The organism is Streptomyces sp. NPDC002092 (assembly GCF_053593775.1).
On sequence record NZ_JBSFDG010000035.1, the window covers coordinates 1 to 18,126 of the forward strand.

General features: G+C 71.1%; 14 protein-coding genes and 2 pseudogenes. 11 read left to right on the top strand and 5 right to left on the bottom strand.

Annotation, left to right across the window (positions count from 1 at the left end):
• Positions 1-91: 91 nt before the first annotated feature.
• The 3 genes and pseudogenes from ACWCRD_RS43050 to ACWCRD_RS43060 form a co-directional block, all read left to right on the top strand.
• A pseudogene (locus ACWCRD_RS43050) lies at positions 92-631 on the top strand (MHYT domain-containing protein); the annotation flags it as partial.
• Positions 632-917: 286 nt separating this feature from the next.
• Positions 918-2,423: a metallophosphoesterase family protein gene (locus ACWCRD_RS43055; protein WP_450971128.1), complete on the top strand. Its 1,506-nt coding sequence runs from the start codon at positions 918-920 to the stop codon at positions 2,421-2,423.
• A 99-nt stretch (positions 2,424-2,522) separates the two neighbouring features.
• Positions 2,523-3,593 carry an LLM class flavin-dependent oxidoreductase gene (locus tag ACWCRD_RS43060; protein ID WP_450971177.1) on the top strand — a complete coding sequence of 357 codons (1,071 nt, stop codon included), beginning with the start codon at positions 2,523-2,525 and terminating at the stop codon, positions 3,591-3,593.
• A 9-nt stretch (positions 3,594-3,602) separates the two neighbouring features.
• Here the strand turns inward: ACWCRD_RS43060 and ACWCRD_RS43065 are convergent, their stop codons facing one another.
• From ACWCRD_RS43065 to ACWCRD_RS43075, 3 genes are all read right to left on the bottom strand, one after another.
• The gene (locus ACWCRD_RS43065; RefSeq protein WP_450971129.1) at positions 3,603-4,577 is read right to left on the bottom strand and encodes a TauD/TfdA dioxygenase family protein; all 975 of its coding nucleotides are present in this window, start codon (positions 4,575-4,577) and stop codon (positions 3,603-3,605) included.
• Positions 4,578-4,920: 343 nt separating this feature from the next.
• Positions 4,921-5,472, bottom strand: a complete 552-nt coding sequence (locus tag ACWCRD_RS43070; protein WP_450971130.1) for a HEAT repeat domain-containing protein — start codon at positions 5,470-5,472, stop codon at positions 4,921-4,923.
• Between the two features lie 84 nt (positions 5,473-5,556).
• Positions 5,557-7,104, bottom strand: coding sequence for a glycoside hydrolase family 32 protein (locus tag ACWCRD_RS43075; RefSeq protein WP_450971131.1), 1,548 nt, complete (start codon positions 7,102-7,104; stop codon positions 5,557-5,559).
• A 169-nt stretch (positions 7,105-7,273) separates the two neighbouring features.
• Between ACWCRD_RS43075 and ACWCRD_RS43080 the strand changes: the two genes are divergently transcribed.
• The 4 genes from ACWCRD_RS43080 to ACWCRD_RS43095 are packed head-to-tail and all read left to right on the top strand — an operon-like array spanning position 7,274 to position 11,875.
• Entirely contained in the window at positions 7,274-8,683 is a 1,410-nt protein-coding gene (locus tag ACWCRD_RS43080; protein ID WP_450971132.1) for an extracellular solute-binding protein, read from the top strand.
• Complete coding sequence (locus tag ACWCRD_RS43085; protein ID WP_450971133.1) at positions 8,680-9,633, top strand: carbohydrate ABC transporter permease; 954 nt, start codon at positions 8,680-8,682, stop codon at positions 9,631-9,633. The genes ACWCRD_RS43080 and ACWCRD_RS43085 overlap by 4 nt, the downstream gene beginning before the upstream one ends.
• Positions 9,634-9,647: 14 nt before the next feature.
• Entirely contained in the window at positions 9,648-10,502 is an 855-nt protein-coding gene (locus tag ACWCRD_RS43090; protein WP_450971134.1) for a carbohydrate ABC transporter permease, read from the top strand.
• Complete coding sequence (locus ACWCRD_RS43095) at positions 10,499-11,875, top strand: glycoside hydrolase family 32 protein (protein ID WP_450971135.1); 1,377 nt, start codon at positions 10,499-10,501, stop codon at positions 11,873-11,875. The genes ACWCRD_RS43090 and ACWCRD_RS43095 overlap by 4 nt, the downstream gene beginning before the upstream one ends.
• Here ACWCRD_RS43095 and ACWCRD_RS43100 read toward each other — a convergent pair.
• On the bottom strand, positions 11,838-12,902 hold the full coding sequence (locus ACWCRD_RS43100) for a LacI family DNA-binding transcriptional regulator (RefSeq protein WP_450971136.1): 1,065 nt from the start codon (positions 12,900-12,902) through the stop codon (positions 11,838-11,840). The genes ACWCRD_RS43095 and ACWCRD_RS43100 overlap by 38 nt on opposite strands.
• A 96-nt stretch (positions 12,903-12,998) precedes the next feature.
• Here ACWCRD_RS43100 and ACWCRD_RS43105 point away from each other — a divergent pair.
• From ACWCRD_RS43105 to ACWCRD_RS43120, 4 genes and pseudogenes are all read left to right on the top strand, one after another.
• Positions 12,999-13,486, top strand: a pseudogene (locus ACWCRD_RS43105) (aldo/keto reductase).
• 55 nt (positions 13,487-13,541) lie between these two features.
• Positions 13,542-14,153 carry a DNA polymerase ligase N-terminal domain-containing protein gene (locus tag ACWCRD_RS43110; protein WP_450971137.1) on the top strand — a complete coding sequence of 204 codons (612 nt, stop codon included), beginning with the start codon at positions 13,542-13,544 and terminating at the stop codon, positions 14,151-14,153.
• 6 nt (positions 14,154-14,159) lie between these two features.
• On the top strand, positions 14,160-15,170 hold the full coding sequence (ligD, locus tag ACWCRD_RS43115) for a non-homologous end-joining DNA ligase (protein WP_450971178.1): 1,011 nt from the start codon (positions 14,160-14,162) through the stop codon (positions 15,168-15,170).
• Positions 15,171-15,299: 129 nt separating this feature from the next.
• Complete coding sequence (locus ACWCRD_RS43120) at positions 15,300-15,734, top strand: cupin domain-containing protein (RefSeq protein ID WP_450971138.1); 435 nt, start codon at positions 15,300-15,302, stop codon at positions 15,732-15,734.
• On the opposite strand, the gene ACWCRD_RS43125 is transcribed toward ACWCRD_RS43120, so the two are convergent.
• Positions 15,735-18,068, bottom strand: coding sequence for a SpoIIE family protein phosphatase (locus ACWCRD_RS43125; protein WP_450971139.1), 2,334 nt, complete (start codon positions 18,066-18,068; stop codon positions 15,735-15,737).
• Positions 18,069-18,126: the final 58 nt, after the last annotated feature.

Here is an 18,126-nt window from a genome sequence, read left to right on the forward strand (position 1 = left end):
AACAGGCCCGGCCCTTCAAGTGGAGCAAGACCGCAGACCAGATCATTGACCGCATCTGCCGCTACTGCGACAGGATCTCCGGACCGGCTCACTAGGCATGGCGGCGGTGGAGGTGAACGGGGACTTCCGGTACGACCCGCTCACCGTCGCCCTGTCCGTCGCCGTCGCGATCGTCGCCGCGACCGCCGCACTGTGGGCGGCTGTCACCGTCCGGGGTTTCATGACGAGTCTCGGGGCCAGTCTCGTCATGGGGGTTGCGGTCTCCGGCATGCACTACACGGCCATGGCTGCCGTCAGCGTCCATGTGCACGGCGACAGAAGCGGGACCTGGACGGGCGATTCGCCCTCCTCCTTACTGCTGCCCATGCTCCTGGGGCCGACCGTCTTCCTGCTGCTGGCCGGTGTGGTGGTCATGTTCGACCCGCTTCTGGTGCTGGGCGACGGCGAGTGGAACAGGTCGGCCCCGGCGCGGCGATCCTCCGTCGCCGACGAGGCGGCAGAGCCCGCACCTCAGCACGGCATGGCCCCGTTCGGCGGAAGGGTCGCTCCCGCACGGCCCCGGCTGGATCAGTACGGGGTCGCCACCCCGCCCGCGCCGCAGTGGGCACCGCCCCCCAGCCGCGAGTGGTGAACTGCCGCCGGGTGCCGCGGGCTGAGGGCGCGGCCTGGTTCACTGGACGGCACCCGCGACGGCGGTTCGAGGCGCACCGAACTACCGGGATCGGAGGACAAGCCGCCCAGCAGGCCGGCCGCTTGGCAGCTTCGGCGATCCGACGGCCGTAGTTCCCCGGCGAGTTACCGCGAAGCGCCGTCCCGTGGCACGCGCGGCCATGATGTGCGCACGGACGCCCGGTCCGGCGCGCCGAAGGCCGACACCCTCTTCCCGTCCGCCACTTGATCGTTGTTACGGTTCACGCGTGTCTGACTCTTCACGCGATACCGCCCAGGGCGCCGGCTGGGGCACCACAGAACGCGGTGACTACAAGCGGCTGATGCCGCAGCACGTCGAGAAGCTCTCCTGGCTCAGTCCCAGGACGCTGTGGGCCGCCCGCAACGGCGTACTGGCATCCTGGTTCGGGGACCCCATGGGCCGTACCCGCAGCAGATGGGTGGCACAGCGCGAGGCGGCCGGTGCGCCCGCCGACAAGGTGATCCGGCGCACGGACGCGGACCGGTTCTCCTTCATGGTCATCGGTGACACCGGCGAGGGCGACGATCCCCAGTACGCCGTCGTACCGGGGTTCCTGAAGGTGGGCCAGGGCACGGACTTCGCCGTCATCGCCAGCGACGTGATCTACCCGGTGGGCAGCGCGGACGACTACGCCACGAAGTTCTTCCGCCCCTACCAGGACTACCAGGCGCCGATCTACGCGATACCCGGCAACCACGACTGGTACGAGGACCTCGGCGCCTTCATGCGCGTCTTCTGCGCGGACGCCCCGCCCCTCGCCCCCGAGCCCGCACCGCGCCCCCTGAGCCGGGCCTGGATACGCTCGCTCCTGTGGCACCGGCCGCGCCCCACTGACGGTCAACACCTGGACGAGGCACGCCAGTTGCGCTCCGCGGACGCCCAACAGGCCGTGCAGCCGGGACCGTACTGGGCCATCGATGCCGGACCCCTGCGGATCATAGGCATCGACACCGGCCTGCTCGGCACGATCGACGCCGAACAGGGCGCCTGGCTGCGCGAGGTCTCCCAGGGCACCCGCCCCAAGATCCTCATCACCGGTTCGCCCCTGTACGTCGACGGCGAACACCACCCCTGCACCATCGAAGGCGGCCACGGCACCGTCGACGACATCGTCCGCGATCCCGAGCACCACTATGTCGCGGCGATCGGCGGCGACATCCACAACTACCAGCGCTACCCGGTCCAGGTGGACGGCCGCACCATCCAGTACGTCGTCTCGGGCGGCGGCGGGGCGTTCATGCACGCCACGCACACCATCCCCCGCATCGGCATCGCGGACGTCACCGAGGAGGACTTCCGCTGCTATCCGCTGCGCGGTGACTCCCTCGCCTTCTACAGCAGGCTCTACGGGCGTCGCCTGCACCTGCGCCGCTTCTTCACCCTCACCGAGGACGAGGCGATGGCCGTGATCGCGGAGCGGCTCGGCATCCCGCCGACCCGTACCCCGGGCGGACCGGTGCGTGTCACCCGCCGTATCCGCATCGTGGCCAGTCTGCTGGGCGCCGGCGGCCGCCCCGACCGCACGTCACGCTTCCGCCTCCCGGTGCGCAAGATCTACACGCAGCTGTTCTCGCCGAGTTCGGCGACGTACAGCCCGCCGTTCTTCAAGCAGTTCCTGCGCCTGGACGTCACCCCGGAGGCGATCCACCTGCGCTGCTACGCGGCCACCGGCAACCGCGCGCAGGAGATCGAACCGCCCGTCGAGGACGAGGTCACCATTCCGCTGACCTGAGATGACCTGATCTTGACCCGCGCACGGGGAACAGTTCCCGCGCCCGCCTGGTTGGCACCGCCGTAGTACTTGATACATCAAACAACCATGGAGGAGCCCGTGCCGCCGACCTCACGCCCCCTGCGCAAGCTCGGTTTCCTGACCATCGGCCTGTTCGACGAGGCGGATCCGCGCCGCGGCCACGAGTCGACGCTGGAGATCATCGAGCTGGGCGAGCGGCTCGGCTTCGACAGCGCGTGGCTGCGCCACCGGCATCTCCAGTACGGCATCTCGTCCCCCGTCGCCGTCATGGCGGCGGCCTCGCAGCGCACCAGCCGTATCGAGCTCGGCACCGCGGTCATCCCGCTGGGCTGGGAGAACCCGTTGCGGCTGGCCGAGGACCTGGCGACGGTCGACATCCTGTCCGGGGGCCGCATCAACCCCGGTGTCAGCGTCGGTCCGCCGATGCACTACGACCAGGTCAAGGAGGCGTTGTATCCGGACACGGCGGAGGCCGAGGACTTCTCCTACGAGCGGGTGCGGCGGCTGCTGGACTTCGTGCGCGGCAAGAGCGCCACGGACTTCAGCGGGGTCGAAGGCTTCGAGGCCACGCGGCGGCAGCCGCACATCGAATACAGCTCGGACCGGGTGCAGCCGCACTCCTCCGGCCTGGGCCGTCGCCTGTGGTACGGCGGCGGGAGCCTGAGTTCGGCGCGCTGGGCCGGCGAGCACGACATGAACTTCCTCACCAGCAGTGTCGTCAAGGCGGAGAGCCCGCGGGGAGGGGCCGGGGAGGCGGACCTGGACTTCGCGGAGGTCCAGCTGTCCCACATCCGCGCCTTCCGCGCCCATCACCCCGACGGCGACGACGCCCGCGTCTCCCAGGGCCTGGTCGTCATCCCCACCGACTCCGCCTCGCCCGAACAGCGCGCGAAGTACGAGGAGTTCGCGGCCAAGCGCACCCCTCGCACGGCCTCGCCGCAGGGTCCGGCGCGACTGATGTTCGCGCCGGACATCGTCGGCAGCTCCGAGGAGATCGCCGAACGCCTCCACGCCCATGCGGCGTTCCGCGAGGTGGACGAGGTGGCGTTCGCGCTGCCGTTCACCTTCGAGCACGAGGACTATGTGCAGATCCTCACCGACATGGCCACGAGGCTCGGCCCTGCCCTCGGCTGGCAGCCCGCCGCCTGAGGCCCTGCGTCACCAGCGGCCGGGCTCGGTCCCGACAAGCGGCCGCGACGGCTTGCCGTCCACACCGACCGGGACGTCGCCTGTCAGCATCACCCGGTGCATGATCCGGGGGAAGCCGAGGTGCGCGTTGTCGCTGGGAGCGAGGTGGATGGTGGCCCTGTTGTCCCAGAAGGCCACGCTGCCCGGCTCCCAGCGGAACCGCACCGTGTACTCGGGCCGCACCGCCTGCTCCAGCAGCATGTCAAGGAGTGCCCGGCTCTCCGGACGGGAGACGTCGGTGATCTGCTCGAGGTAGTAGCCGTTGACGAACAGCACCCGCTCCCCCGTCTCCGGGTGCACGCGCACGAGCGGGTGCACGGAGGCGACCTGATGGTCCAGCAGGTGCCGCAGGTAGGCGTCGTCGCCGGGCCTCGGCTGGTAGCCGACGCCGAGCCGGTGCTCGGCCCGCAGCCCGTCCACGAACTCCCGTACCGGGCCGGACAGTCCGGCGTACGCGGCCGCCAGGTTCGACCACGTGGTATCGCCTCCGTACGGCGGGACGGCCTCGGCGCGCAGGATCGTCGCGGCCGGCGGGTCGATGCGGGCGCCGTGGTCGCAGTGCCACCCGCGCAGCAGGGTGTGCCGGCGGCGCTGCAGCCACTCCTCGTGCTCCATGCCGAACTTCCCGCCCAGCTCCAGCCGGTCGGCGGTGGTCTCCACCTCGGGGAAGTCGGCCGGCGAGGCACTGCCCCGCTTGCGCAGCACGACGGGCTCGCCGAACCTACGCGCGAACCCCACGTGCCCGGAGTGGTCCAGCCGCTGCCCGCGGAAGAACACCACCTTCCAGCGCAGCACCGCCGCCCGGATCGCGGCGACCACGGCGTCGTCCAGGTCGCCGGCCAGGTCGACGCCCGTGATCTCGGCCCCGATGTGCCCGGCCACCGGTTTCACCTCGATGCCCGCGGCCCTTTCGACGCCCGTCACCGCATCCCGCTCAGTCGTCATGCGCACTCCGCCGATCGCCCGGACCGACTCGGCTCGGCCGGTCGCCGTATCCGATCTTCGCAGGGAATACGACAAACGTCCTGTGCCCGCTCCTCCGCGCGCATCGGGGAGGCTGGGAAACCTCCGGTGGATCAGGCCCGGAATGCACGCGCGGTCTTCGGCACCGTCCGGCGATGGACGGCACCGCCAGACACACACCACCCCACCTTGCAACGCAACAGCCACCCCGCACCCCCACCCCACACCTCGACGCACGCCGACGCCGCCACCACGACGCCACCCGACTCGCCAGGCGAGGCCACCCCGCCCCTCCCACTGCCGGACACGTGAAACCTCCGGTGGATCATGCCCGGGACCTGCGCGCCGGCTTCGGCGCCGTCCGGCGGTGGACGGTGCCGCCGGGCGTGTACCAGCCGGCCTTCTTGCGCACCGCCGGCGCGGGGTCCTCGTCCCGGGCGCGCACCAGGGCGGCGGCGGCTTGCGGGGCAGTGTGCACCCACAGCCCCACGAGTTCGGTGGCCATGGCCCTGACGTGGGGGTCCGGGTCGTGGTGCAGGATCCGGATGGCGCGCGGCTGGAGCATGGCACGGTCGGGGCGGCAGGCGTCCGCGTCCGGCTTGCACCGCTCGCAGGACAGGGCGTGGAGCGCCGCCACCCGTACCCGGGCGTCCGGATCGTCGAGCATGTCGGTCAGCTCGTCCACCGCCTCGGGTACCAGCAGTTGGTCCAGCAGCCTGCAGCATTCCTCCCGCACCCGGGGAAGCGGATGCCTCAGGCCTCGGCGGATGTCGGGCACGGCTTCCGCTCCGCGCCGCAGGAGTTCACGAAAGGCGCCCGGCCGCCGTGGCTCACTGCCCAGTGCGTCGACGAGGGCGACGGTTTCGACTGTCGGCATGTCGTCCTCCTTCCTCCCTCGTCGAGTCTGCGCGTCCGGCCGCGATGGCTCCACAGGGTTTTCCGCGGCGCGAGGCGGTCGTCCTCACACGCTGAACTCCCGTACGACCGTGTTCCGGAACACCGCCGTCCCGTCGATCGCGAACAGCGCCAGACCGGTGTCGACCAGATACGGGAACACCTCGCTGGAGTGCACGTACCGGCCGTCGTCGACGTACATCTCCACGGACGTCCGGTCCACGAGGATGCGCAGCTTCACCGTGCCCGCGGAACGGCTGAACGGGGTGTGGCTCTCCTGCCACTTGCCGGAGGCGTCCGGGTTGACGGTGTTGCGGCGGTTGAGGAAGGCGTAGTCGTTGTAGATCCCGGCGTCGATGTGGCGTCCGCCGTCGGGTGAGCGACGCAACTGGATTCCTGCGCCGGTGAGTTGGTTCCAGGTGATCTCGGTGGTGAGTTCGTAGGAGATGCCCGCGTAGTCGAGGATCTTGGTGCCGTCGACCGTCACGTCGCCCAGGTTCACCGTGCGGGAGACGTACGCGTCGAGGGCGGCGACGGGCCGGGAGGCCAGGTAGTAGGTGCCGGCGGAGTCCCGCTTCAGGGTGAGCTCGCGGACGATCGAGTCGGTGCCGTTGAAGCCGTCGCAGTCGATGGTGGGTGTGGTGTTCGCGTAGTCCCAGTTGTTCAGCCAGCCGATCGCATAGCGTCCGCCGGGATCCAGCGTGCCGTCGGTGTTCCGCTTCTCGAAGGTGACGGCGCCGTACCAGTCCCAGCCGTGGTCGAGCCACTGCGGGTCGGCGGCGTCGGCGGTGAAGGCGCTGCCGTCGAAGGCGCCCGTCCAGTAGGCGTACGTGTTGGGCAGCCCCGAGCCCTTGCCGTTGGCGCTGACGCCCAGCACCCACTTCACCGTGCCGTCCTCGGCGGTGATGCGGAACAGGTCGGGACATTCCAGCGTGCCGATCCCGTCCTTGATGAATCCGCCGGCGTACGTCCAGGACCTGAGGTCGGCGGAGTGGTAGAAGCCCACCTTGGTGCCCTCGGCGAGGGCCATCACCCAGCGGCCGCGGTCCTCGTCGCGGATCACCTTGGGATCGCGGAAGTCGGCGACGCCGGGGTTGGGCAGGACCGGGTCGGTGCCGTGGTTGGTGAAGGTGCGGCCGCCGTCGGTGGAGTAGTACAGGAACTGCTCCTGGTGGTCGGTTCCGCCGCCGGGCGACATGGTGGCGATGACGATCACCGCGCCGGCTCCGAACCCTGCCGTGTTGTCCGTGTCCACGACCGCCGAGCCGGACCAGACGTCGCCGTTCGCGGTGGTGTCCTTCGGCACGGCGACACCGCGGTCGGTGAAGGACACCAGGTCGGTGCTGGTGGCCAGGCGCCAGGCCGTGCCGACGGGGCCGGTCGGGTAGTCGGCGTTGTAGAGGTAGTAGTAGTGGTACTCGCCGTCGATCCAGACCGGGCGCTGGGGGTCGTTCTTCCAGGCGTCGGGGACCGTGAAGTGGTAGGCGGCGCGATAGCTCGCGCAACCCGCCTTGGTCGCCTTGGGTTTGGCGGTGGCCCGCGCTGCAGGAAGCAGCACGGCGGCTCCCCCGGCAGTGGTGCCGGTCAGCAGGGCTCTCCGGGACATCCCACGCATCACTCTTCGTTCCTCTCGTCGTCGAGTGGACAACGGCGGCTCATGTGGTGCAGGACTTTGCGGCCTAACTCGTTAAAGGTCAAGGGGTGCACGACTCTTGACAGGCCCGCCGCGGGCTTTCCATCATCTGGGGCATCAACCCTGATCTAACACGAGTTAGGCATGTTGGATGACCGACTCGCACGTCACCCGCCGCACCCTCCTGCGGTACGGGGCCTACGGCGCGGGGGCCGCCGCGCTGGCAGGCACCGCCGCGAGCTGGGACCGGCTCACCGGAGCCGACATCCCCGGCCGCGACGACGGCTCCCTCGTCGTCGCCACCCTCGGCCCCGCCTACGGCCCGGAGGCCATCCGCACCCTCACCGAGGGCTTCCGGAAAGTGCACCCCGACATCAAGCTGCGGATCAACGCCGTACAGGCCGTCGACTGGTCGGACTTCTTCGCGAAGATCCTCACCCAGATCGCCGCGGGCACCGCGCCCGACCTCGTCTACGTCGCCACGGAGGGCGTACAGCTGTTCGCGCAGCGCCTCGGGGTCCCGCTGGACCGCTGGGTGCAGCGGGACGCGGCCGAACTCAAGGAGTACTTCGCCGACGTCCACCCCTCGCTGGTGGAGTCGATGATGTACGAGGGGCACCTCTACCAGCTGCCCGTGGAGTTCAACGCGGCCGACATGTATCTGAACCGGCAGGTGCTCCAGAGGGCGGGCGCGGACTTCCCGGCGCCCGACTGGACGCGCGACGACTTCACCGCGCTGCTGCGGGCCATGAAGAAGTCGAGCGGCTCGCAGTTCACGCCGTACTTCTGGACCAACCGGCTCTGGGGCGGCGTGGTGCCCTGGCTCTTCGCGGGCGGCACCAATCTGCTCACGGAGTCCAAGGCACCGGGCGGCGCCTGGCTGTGGGACTCCTTCTATCCCGCCGCCCAGCGGCAGGGCCGCGGCGGCGGCTTCCGCTGGACGAGCCCGCAGGCCACCGCCGGACGCGTGGAGGAGGCGTACGACTATCTCGCCTCGCTCATCCAGGAGGGCCTGTGCACCCGCCCCGAGGGCGGCAACGGCCAGAACCTCGTCGGCGTGTTCTCCACCGGCCGGGTCGGCGTCACCCCGGCGGGCGGCTTCTGGGCCGGCGGCCTGCATCTGGCCGGGATGCAGGCGGACGGCTTCGATGTGCAGTACTTCCCGCGCTGGCGCACCCAGCGCCACCAGTTCGGCGCGGCGGGCTATGCGCTGCTGCGTACCTCCAAGAAGCAGGACGAGGCCTGGGAGTTCATCAAGTACGCCGCCCGCCGGGACACCCTCATGCAGCTGTTCGACACCAACCAGACGACCCCGGCGCGCCGGTCCATGCTGACGGCCGCCCGCTACCGGGAGACCGGCCCGGAGCACTGGCAGGTCTTCTACGACACCCTCGACAAGTTCCCCGACACCGGGCCGATCCCGGCCCCGCCGCAGGTCGCCGAGGTGACGGAGGTGCTGCTCAAGCACACCGGCACCGCCCTTGCCTCCCCGCGCTCGGTGCGCCCCGCGCTGCGCCGGATGCAGGGCGACCTGGAGAAGGCCATGGAGCGTGACGCATGACGAACACCCAGGTCCCCGCCGTGCGGCCGCGGGCCGCCACGCCGGCCGTCGACGTGTCGCGGCCCTCGCCCCTGCGCACCCGCGGCACCCGGCTGCTCGCCGCCCTCTTCCTCGCGCCCACGATCGTCGGCATCGTCGTGTTCACGGTCGTGCCGATCGTCGGCTCGGTGGTGCTGAGCCTGTTCCACTGGAACGTGATCGACTCGCCGAGCTTCGCGGGGATGGCCAACTACCGCGAGGTCTTCACCGACGCGACCGTGCGGGTCTCCTTCCTCAACACGCTCGTGTTCATGGTCTTCGCGGTCGCCGCGCAGCTCCTGATCGCCCTCGCGCTGGCACTGACCCTGAACGGGCGGATGCCGGGGTGGCTGCGCTCGGTGTTCCGCTCGGCGTTCTTCTTCCCGCTGGTGCTGTCCGCCGCGTCGATCTCCGTGGTGATGAAGTACCTGTTCAACCAGGACTTCGGGGTGGTGAACTGGCTGATCGGACTGGTCGGGATCTCGCCGGTGCCCTGGCTGACCTCCGAGCACGCGGCGCTCGCGACCGTGATCATCGTCTATGTGTGGCAGCAGTTCGGCTTCTCGTTCCTGCTGTTCATCGGCGGTCTGAACAACATCCCCAAGGAGGTCCACGAGGCAGCCTCCCTGGACGGTGCCACCGGTCTGCGCAAGCACCTGCATGTGACGCTGCCGCTGCTGTCGCCGACGCTGCTGGTGGCGACCGTGGTCGGTGTCATCAACGCGCTGCAGGTCTTCGAGCAGCCGTATGTGCTGACCAACGGCGGGCCCGGCGACTCCACGCGCACCGTCGTGATGGTCATCTACGAGACCGCGTTCGAGCAGCTGCGCTTCGGTGAGGCGTCCGCGGTGGGCGTGCTGCTGTTCGTGCTGATCATGGCGGTGACCGCTCTGCAGTTCCGGCTCAGCCGGCGTTTCGTCCACTACCAGTGAGCCGGGTGACCTCCATGAGCCAAGCAACCCTGTCCCTGAGCCGCGCCCGGTACTCCCTCGGGCCGTGGGCACGGATCGCCGCCCTCGCGGTGTGTGCGCTGCTGACCCTCGGCCCGGTCATCTGGACCGTTTCGACCTCGCTGCGCACCCCGGCCCAGTCCTTCGACCTGCCCCCGAAGATCATCCCGACGCATCCGACGGCCGAGGCCTACCGCGGGGTGTTCGACCAGATCGACGTGTGGCTGCTCGCCCTGAACTCGACGCTGGTGACCGCGCTGATCGCGGTCGGCCAGATGATCACGGCGGGCCTTGCCGGGTACGCGTTCGCACGCCTCGAATTCCGTTTCAAGAAGCCCCTGTTCGGGCTGGTCCTTGCGACGATGATGGTGCCGCTGCAGGTCACCATCGTGCCGGTGTTCCTGGTGCTGAAGTCGATGGGCCTGACCGACACCCTGCTCGGTCTGATCATTCCGGCCTTCCCCACGGCGTTCGGCACCTTCCTGATGCGCCAGTACTTCCTGGGCATGCCCAAGGACCTGGGCGAGGCGGCCATGCTGGACGGTGCCGGGCCCTGGCGGGTCTTCCGCTCCGTGTACGCGCCGCTGGCCGCGCCCGGCCTCGCCATCGTCGGCGTGCTGGCCTTCAACTACCACTGGAACGAGTTCTTCCGGCCGCTGATCCTGGAGACCTCCGGGCAGAACTACACGCTGCCGCTGGGCCTGGTCTCCCTCCAGGGCAACCTGGGCACCGGCTCCATCTCGGTGGTCCTCGCCGGTGTCGTCCTGTCCATGATCCCCGCCCTCGCCGTGTTCGTCGTCGGCCAGCGCCCTCTGCGCGAGGGCATCACGTCCGCAGGAGTCAATCGTTGAGCAACGACGCCCCGCGCTTCAGGGTCCGTCCGCCCACAGGCTGGATCAACGACCCGAACGGGCCGTTCCGCTGGCGGGACCGCTACCACCTCTTCTACCAGCACAACCCCGACGCGCCCGTGCACGCGAACGTCCACTGGGGTCACGCCTCCAGCGCCGATCTCGCGCACTGGGAGCACCATCCGGTCGCGCTCGCCCCCACGCCCGGCGGCCCGGACGAGGCGGGCTGCTGGTCCGGCTGCGTGGTCGACGACGACGGGGTGCCGACCGCCGTGTACACCGGCATCGACCGCCACCACACCGGACTTGGCACCATCTGTCTGGCGCGGGCGGTCGTGCCGGACGACGAGACGCTGACCGACTGGAAGCCGCTGCCGACACCCGTGGTGACGGGCCCGCCCGCCGGTCTGGACGTGGTGATGTTCCGCGATCCGTTCGTGTTCCGCCACGGCGGGCGCCGGTGGGCGCTGGTCGGGGCAGGGCATGCCGACGGGACCCCGTCGGTTCTGCTGTACGACTGCGACGACCTGCTCGGCTGGCGCTTCGCAGGGGTGCTCCTCGACGGCAACGACCCCGTCGCCACGGAGGCCTTCGGCGACAAGGCGGTCGGCTGGGAGTGCCCGCAGTTGTACGCGACGGCGAGTGGCGAGTGGGTGCTCGTACTGTCGCTGTGGGACGGCGACCCGTGCACCACGGGCTACCTGACGGGCCGTCTGCACCCCTGTGGCAAAGGGGAGTTGCGCTTCGAGACGCGGGCCGGCGGACGGCTCGACCACGGACGGGACTTCTACGCGCCTGCCGTGCTCCAGGAGCCGGACCGGGCCCTGATGTGGGGCTGGTCCTGGGAGGCCCGCGCGCAGGGCGAGGTCGAGCACGCGGGCTGGGCCGGGGTGCTCACCGCGCCGCGCGTGGTGGATGTCCATCCGGACGGCGCGCTGCGGGTCGCACCAGCGCCGGAGCTCCAACTCCTGCGCGCGGCCGAGCCGTTCGTCACGGCCCCCGCCCAGGTGGCGCTCCCTCCGTCGTACGACCTCACCGTCACTGCACGCGGGCGCACCACCGTGGGCCTGCTGCGGTCGGCCTCCGGCGCGCGGCTCACGGTCCTGCTGGACCCGGACGAAGGCACTGTGACGCTGGATCGCGGCGACTGGCCACGTACCCGGCCCGACGGGTCGGCACCGATCGTGGTGCGGGCACCCGCACGGCAGGTACGGGTACTCGTCGACGGTTCTCTCTTCGAGCTGTTCGTCGACGACCGGGTCACCGTCACCGAGCGGGTGTATCCGGGTGCGGGCGATGTGCGCGAGCTGGTCGTAGCGGGGAACGCGGAAGCCGTCACGGGGTGGGAACTGGCCCCACCGACGCCCGAGTGATCACCGGGCAGGCCAGGCGCCGCACGGTGGCGGGTGGTGTCCGGCCGGTGTCGATGGCGTCCAGCAGCAACCTGGCCGCCGCCTCGCCCATGGCCCGGTGCGGCAGCGCGACCGTGGTCAGGGGCGGGGCGAGGAAGGCTGCCATGTGCTCCTGGTCGTCGTAGCCGACCACGGAGAGGTCGCCGGGGACGGCGATGCCGAGGCGGGTCGCGGCGTGCAGGACGCCCGCCGCGACCCGGTCGTTGTAGCAGAAGACGCCGGTCGGGTGCCGGTCGGCCGAAGCACCGTCAAGGATGCGCAGCGCGCCCTCGTACCCGCCGGAGATCTCGCCGCCGCTGCGCACGACCCACTCCTTGGGCACGGTGATCCCCTCCGCGCGCAGCGCGTCCCGGAATCCGCGCAGCCGCTCCGTCGACGCGATGTCGTCCTGGCCGCCGATCATGGCGACCTTGCGGTGGCCTTCCTCCAGCAGCAGCCGGGCCGCCGTACGGCCCCCGGCGCGTTCGGCGGGGATGACGGCGGGCAGGGAGTCGTCCTCGGGCAGGCAGTTGGCGAGGACGGAGTGGGTGCGGTGCAGGCCCTCGGGGACGCGGACCCGGCGCAGCGACATGGCGGCGTAGATGATGCCGTCGACGCGGCGGTCGAGGAGTTCGGCGACGGCCGCGTCCTCCTTGGCGCGGTCGCCGCCGGAGTCGACGGTCAGCACGAGGTGCTCGCTTCCCCAGGCGGTCTCCATGGCGCCGCGCAGCAGCCGGCCCGCGAAGGGCGAGGAGGCGATCTCGTCGGTGATCAGGCCGATCACGGCGGTACGGCGGCGGCGCAGGCCGCGGGCGACGGGGTCGGGGCGGTAGCCGAGCTGGGCGGCGGCCTGGCGGATGCGCTCCTGGGTGGCGGGCGAGAGGTTGCCTTCGGCGCGGCCGTTGAAGACGAAGGAGACGGCGGTGTGCGACACACCGGCGAGCCGGGCGACGTCGCGTGACGTGGGCCGTCCGGATCCCCCCTGCCCCTTGTCCTCGGTGCTGCCCATCCCGTGCGCTGCCTTCATCCCCCACCCGTCCGGTTGATCACAGCTCACCCTATCCGTGACGCTGGGGGTACGGCACAGTCGAGGAAAGGTCCCGCGGTGATCACCGTCCCCACGCACACGCTCAACGACGGCACGACTCTCCCCGCTCTCGGCCTGGGCACCTGGCCGATGTCCGACGCGGAGGCGGAACGGGCCGTGTCCGAGGCCCTCGGACTGGGGTGCTGCCGTCCGTCAACCAGATCGAACTCCATCCGTTCTTCCCGCAGGAGGAGCTGCGCGCCTTCCACACCGCCAAGGGCATCCGCACCGAGAGCTGGACCCCCCTCGGCCGCGGCAAGGGCCTGCTCGACGACCCCGTCGTCATCGGCATCGCCGAAGCCCTCGGCGTGACGCCCGGCCAGGTGGTCCTGCGCTGGCACACCCAGCTGGGCGCGGTGCCCATCCCGAAGTCCTCGAACCCCGAGCGGCAGCGGGCGAACCTCGACGTGTTCGGCTTCGAACTCGAACCCGCCCAGCTGGACGCGATCGCCGACCGGACGCGCCGGCGTCTCGGCGGCGACCCCGAGGTGCACGAGGAGTTCTGAACCGCCCGCGGGGTACCCGGGGCCCAGGAGGCAGGGCGCACGAAAGGAGCCGGAGGTGGGTGAGCAGGACCGGCTGCGGGAGTATCGCGGCAAGCGCGATTTCGGGCGGACCAAGGAACCGCAGGGGCGGTCGGCCGCCTCGGGTCCCGAGCCCCGGTTCGTGGTGCAGATCCATGACGCCAGCACCATGCACTTCGACTTCCGGCTGCAGGTCGGCGACGTACTGAAGTCGTGGTCGATCCCCAAGGGCCCCTCCGGCGATCCGCAGGACAAGCGGCTCGCCGTGCCCACCGAGGACCATCCGCTGGAGTACGAGGAGTTCGAGGGCGTCATTCCCCAGGGCGAGTACGGCGGCGGGACCGTGATCGTGTGGGACCACGGCAGCTACGAGCCCCTCAGCCACGACCGCAAGGGGCGGCCCGTCGACTTCGAGGAGTCGCTGGAGCGCGGGCATGCCCGCTTCCGCCTCAAGGGGTCGAAACTGCACGGCGAGTACGCCCTCACCCGCTTCCGCGGCGGGAAGGACGGGGACACCGAGGAGGCCTGGCTGCTGGTGAAGGCGGGTGGAGGGGCCCGCGGGCACGGGACGCCTGATCCGCGCCGGGCCCGCTCGGTCAGCAGTGGCCGTACGCTCGCCCAGGTCGCGGCGGCCGCCGGGGAGCGCTGAGCGGTGGTGTCCGGCCTGCTGGACTCGCTCCCCGACGAGGAGCGGGGGCTGCTGCGCACGGGGCGTCCTGGCGTGGAGCTGGCCGCCCGGCCGATGCTCGCGACGCTCAGTGACCGGCGGGACTTCGACAGCGGGTGGATCTTCGAACGGAAGCTGGACGGCGTACGGCTGCTGGCGGTGCGGGACGGCGGGCGGGTCACGCTGTTGTCGCGGACGGGGCGTCGCCTGAACGACACGTATCCGGAGATCGTGGCGGTGCTGGCCGCTCAGTCCTGCACGGACTTCACCGTGGACGGGGAGGTCGTCGCCTTCACCCGGGGCCGCACCGACTTCGCCCGGCTCCAGCAGCGCATGGGCCTGACGCGCCGAGCGGACATCGAGGCGAGCGGGGTCGCGGTGACGTACTACGTGTTCGATCTGCTCGGGCTGGAGGGGGCCGATCTCACCCGGCTGCCGCTCAGGACCCGGAAGTCCCTGTTGCGCCGCGCCCTGACCTACCGCGCTCCGCTGCGGCTGACCTCCCACCGCAACGAGGGCGGCGCCGACCTGCTGGCCGTCTCCTGCGCCCACGGCTGGGAAGGCCTGGTCGCCAAGCGGGCCGACGGTGACTACCAGCCGCGCCGATCGACGGACTGGCTGAAGCTCAAGTGCTCCCAGGGGCAGGAGTTCGTCGTCGGCGGGTTCACCGAACCGGCGGGCAGCCGGGTCGGCCTCGGGGCGTTGCTCCTCGGCTACCAGGAGCGCGGGAAGCTGCGGTACGCGGGCAAGGTCGGCACCGGCTTCGACCGCGCCACCCTGCTCTCGCTGCGCCAGCGGCTCGACGAACTGCGCACCGCCGACGCGCCGTTCGAGGGCAGGGTGCGTGAGGCGGGCGCCCGGTGGGTGCGGCCCGCGCTGGTCGCGCAGATCGACTTCACCGAGTGGACACGGGACGGGATGCTGCGCCATCCGCGGTTCCTGGGTCTGCGGGACGACAGGAAACCGGAGGACGTCGTACGGGAGCGGCCGGCCACCTGAGAGAGCGGGCATGGCCAACACGAGGAGTTCCGGGGCGGATTGACTCGTTCCGGCCCCAACAGGCCGCCCAGGCCTCTATGTTCACGGCGGTACTCGATCTTCGTCCCTCGTCCCGGGAGGCCTTTCCGCATGCGTAACGCGCTCCGTACCGCCGTCGTCGGCGCTGTCGTCGCCGGCACCGTCCTGACCTGCGGCTCCGCCGGCGCCACCCCTCCCGGACCGGGAGTGACCGCCAAGCTGATCAGCACCACCACCGTCGGGAACACCGACTACGTCATACGGGAGATCACCGTCCCGCCCGGGCAGGCCACCGGCTGGCACTACCACGACGGCCCGGTCTACGGCTTCGTCCGGCAGGGCACGCTCAGCCACTACCACTCGGACTGTGCCGAGGACGGCGTGTACAAGACCGGCACCACCGTCCGCGAGCCCGGCGGGCCGGGCGACGTCCACCTCGGCCGCAACGAGGGCGACACCCCTCTGGTCCTCGACGTGCTGTACATCCTGCCGCACGGCTCGCCGTACTCGGAGGACGTGCCGAACCCGGGCTGCCCCTTCCAGTGATCACACCGGGGGTAGGGTCTGCTCGGCCCAGATGGTCTTGCCCCGGCCCGTCTGGCGGCTGCCCCAGCGCTGGGTGAGCTGGGCGACCAGCAGCAGTCCGCGGCCGCCCTCGTCGAAGGCGTGGGCGCGGCGCAGATGCGGTGAGGTGGAACTGCCGTCGGAGACCTCGCAGATGAGGCTGCGGTCGCGGATCAGCCGCAGCTGGACGGGGGCCGCCCCGTACCGGATCGCGTTGGTGACCAGTTCGCTCACGACCAGTTCGGTGACGAAGGCGGCCTCGTCCAGGCCCCAGGCGGTGAGTTGCTCGGTGGCCGCCTGCCGGGCGGCGGCCACGTGTGCCGGATCGGGGGTGATGTCCCAGGTGGCGACCCTGTCCTCGCCCAGCGCCCGGGTGCGGGCCAGCAGCAGCGCCACGTCGTCGCTGGGCTCCTCCGGCAGCACCGCCTTGAGGACCGTGTCGCACAGCGTGTCGAGGGTGTCGGCGCGGGCGGCCAGCGCACGGCACAGTTCGGCCTGCGCGTGGTCGACGTCGCGGTCGCGGTCCTCGATCAGGCCGTCCGTGTACAGGGCGACGACGGAGCCCTCGGGCAGTTCCAGCTCCGTCGACTCGAAGGGCAGACCGCCGACGCCGAGCGGGGGTCCGGCCGTCATGGGAACGAGGCTCACTGTGCCGTCGGGCAGCAGCAGGGCGGGCGGCGGATGGCCGGCTGCGGCAAGGTCCAGGCGGCGCGAGACGGGGTCGTAGACGGCGTAGAGGCAGGTGGCACCGAGCTCCGCGACCTCGTCGCCGGTGTCGTCCGACGCCAGATGGGTGACCAGGTCGTCGAGGTGGGTGAGGAGTTCGTCGGGCGGCAGGTCCACGTCCGCGAGGGTGCGTACGGCCGTGCAGAGGCGTCCCATGGTCGCCGAGGAGGCGATGCCGTGTCCCACCACGTCGCCGACGACCAGGGCGACGCGGCTGCCGGACAGCGGGATCACGTCGAACCAGTCGCCGCCGATGCCGACCAGGGAGTCGGAGGGCAGGTAGCGGTGGGCCACCTCCACCGCCGCCTGTCCGGGCAGCCCTCTGGGCAGCAGGCTGTTCTGCAGGGCCAGTGCGGTGGTGCGTTCGCGGCAGAAGCGGCGGGCGTTGTCGATGCAGACGGCGGCGCGGCTGGCGAGTTCCTCGGCGAGAACGGCGTCGTCGCCGCCGTAGTCGTCCGGATTGGCGATGCGGACGGCGACCGCGACGCCCAGGGTGGTGCCGCGGGCCCGCAGCGGCACCGCGAGCATCGAGTGCACACCCCCGCGGTGGGGGCGGCCCGCGGGGGCCCGGGCGTTGCGCTCGGCGACCCAGCGCATGAATTCCGGCTCGCCCGCATGGCTGAGGACGGCCCGCCCGGTTCTCAGTGCCTTCGCGGGCGGCGAGAACGACGGGTAGAAGTCGGTGTCGCCCACATGCACGGCGGCCTCGGGCGTGCCCTCGGTGACCGAGCCGTGGGCGACGCGGCGCAGCACGACGTCCGTGTCCGGCAACGAGGGGTGCTCCTCCGCGCCGAGGACCCAGTCGAGCAGGTCGACGCTGGCGAAGTCGGCGTAGTGCGGCACCAGCAGTTCGATGAGCTCCTCGGCCGTGCGCACCACGTCCAGTGTCGTGCCGATGGAGGCCGCCGCCTCGTTCAGCAGCGCCAGCCGCTCCCGGGCCCAGTACTGGTCGCTGCTGTCGAACGAGGCCAGGGCGACCGCGCTCACCTCACCGGAGGCGTCCCGCACGGGCCACATCTCAGTGATCCAGGCATGGTCCCGGTTGAGGGCGGGGGCACCGGTGTAGCTCTCGTACCGGGCCGGCCGGCCGGTGTCGGCCACCTGGCGCAGATGGGCCAGGAAGCCGCGGCTGTGCACGGCGTCCTCCACGGTGTCCGAGAAGAAACGCCCCAGGAGGGCTTCCTCCGGTACGCCCATCACCCGGCAGGCCACTGCGTTGACGCGCAGATAGCGCTGGCGGGTGTCGAACACGGACATCGACACGGAGGCCTGTTCGAAGGCGTGGCCGGCCGGGGTCGACTCGCCAGGTGGCTCGGCTGTGATCACGTAGCCGTCCGGTCCGCCGTCCTCGCCGAGCACAGCGGTCGCGGCGAGCACGAGGGGGACGGGTGAACCGTCGTGGTGGCGCAGTACGACCGTGCCGGTCAGCGCCGCCACGGCCGCGGCCGGCGGCTCCTCGGCGAGCAGTTCCTGCACTGGGCGGCCCACGGCCTCCTCGGCCGGGTATCCGGTCAGCCGCCGGGCACCTTCGCTCCACCCGGTCACGATGCCCCGGGCATCGACGATCGCCGCAGCGGGGGCGTGCTCCATATAGTTCAGGATGGTTCCTTTGCCGCACCGCTTCAACCGAAACGGAGGGCCGGACGGG

Bases quoted from the DNA above. Each gene is read 5' to 3' on its own strand.
- ACWCRD_RS43070 (WP_450971130.1), bottom strand. From the start codon at position 5,472: ATGCCGACAGTCGAAACCGTCGCCCTCGTCGACGCACTGGGCAGTGAG.
- ACWCRD_RS43075 (WP_450971131.1), bottom strand. From the start codon at position 7,104: ATGCGTGGGATGTCCCGGAGAGCCCTGCTGACCGGCACCACTGCCGGG.
- ACWCRD_RS43085 (WP_450971133.1), top strand. From the start codon at position 8,680: ATGACGAACACCCAGGTCCCCGCCGTGCGGCCGCGGGCCGCCACGCCG.
- ACWCRD_RS43120 (WP_450971138.1), top strand. From the start codon at position 15,300: ATGCGTAACGCGCTCCGTACCGCCGTCGTCGGCGCTGTCGTCGCCGGC.
- ACWCRD_RS43090 (WP_450971134.1), top strand. From the start codon at position 9,648: ATGAGCCAAGCAACCCTGTCCCTGAGCCGCGCCCGGTACTCCCTCGGG.
- ACWCRD_RS43065 (WP_450971129.1), bottom strand. From the start codon at position 4,577: ATGACGACTGAGCGGGATGCGGTGACGGGCGTCGAAAGGGCCGCGGGC.
- ACWCRD_RS43125 (WP_450971139.1), bottom strand. From the start codon at position 18,068: ATGGAGCACGCCCCCGCTGCGGCGATCGTCGATGCCCGGGGCATCGTG.
- ACWCRD_RS43100 (WP_450971136.1), bottom strand. From the start codon at position 12,902: ATGGGCAGCACCGAGGACAAGGGGCAGGGGGGATCCGGACGGCCCACG.
- ACWCRD_RS43080 (WP_450971132.1), top strand. From the start codon at position 7,274: ATGACCGACTCGCACGTCACCCGCCGCACCCTCCTGCGGTACGGGGCC.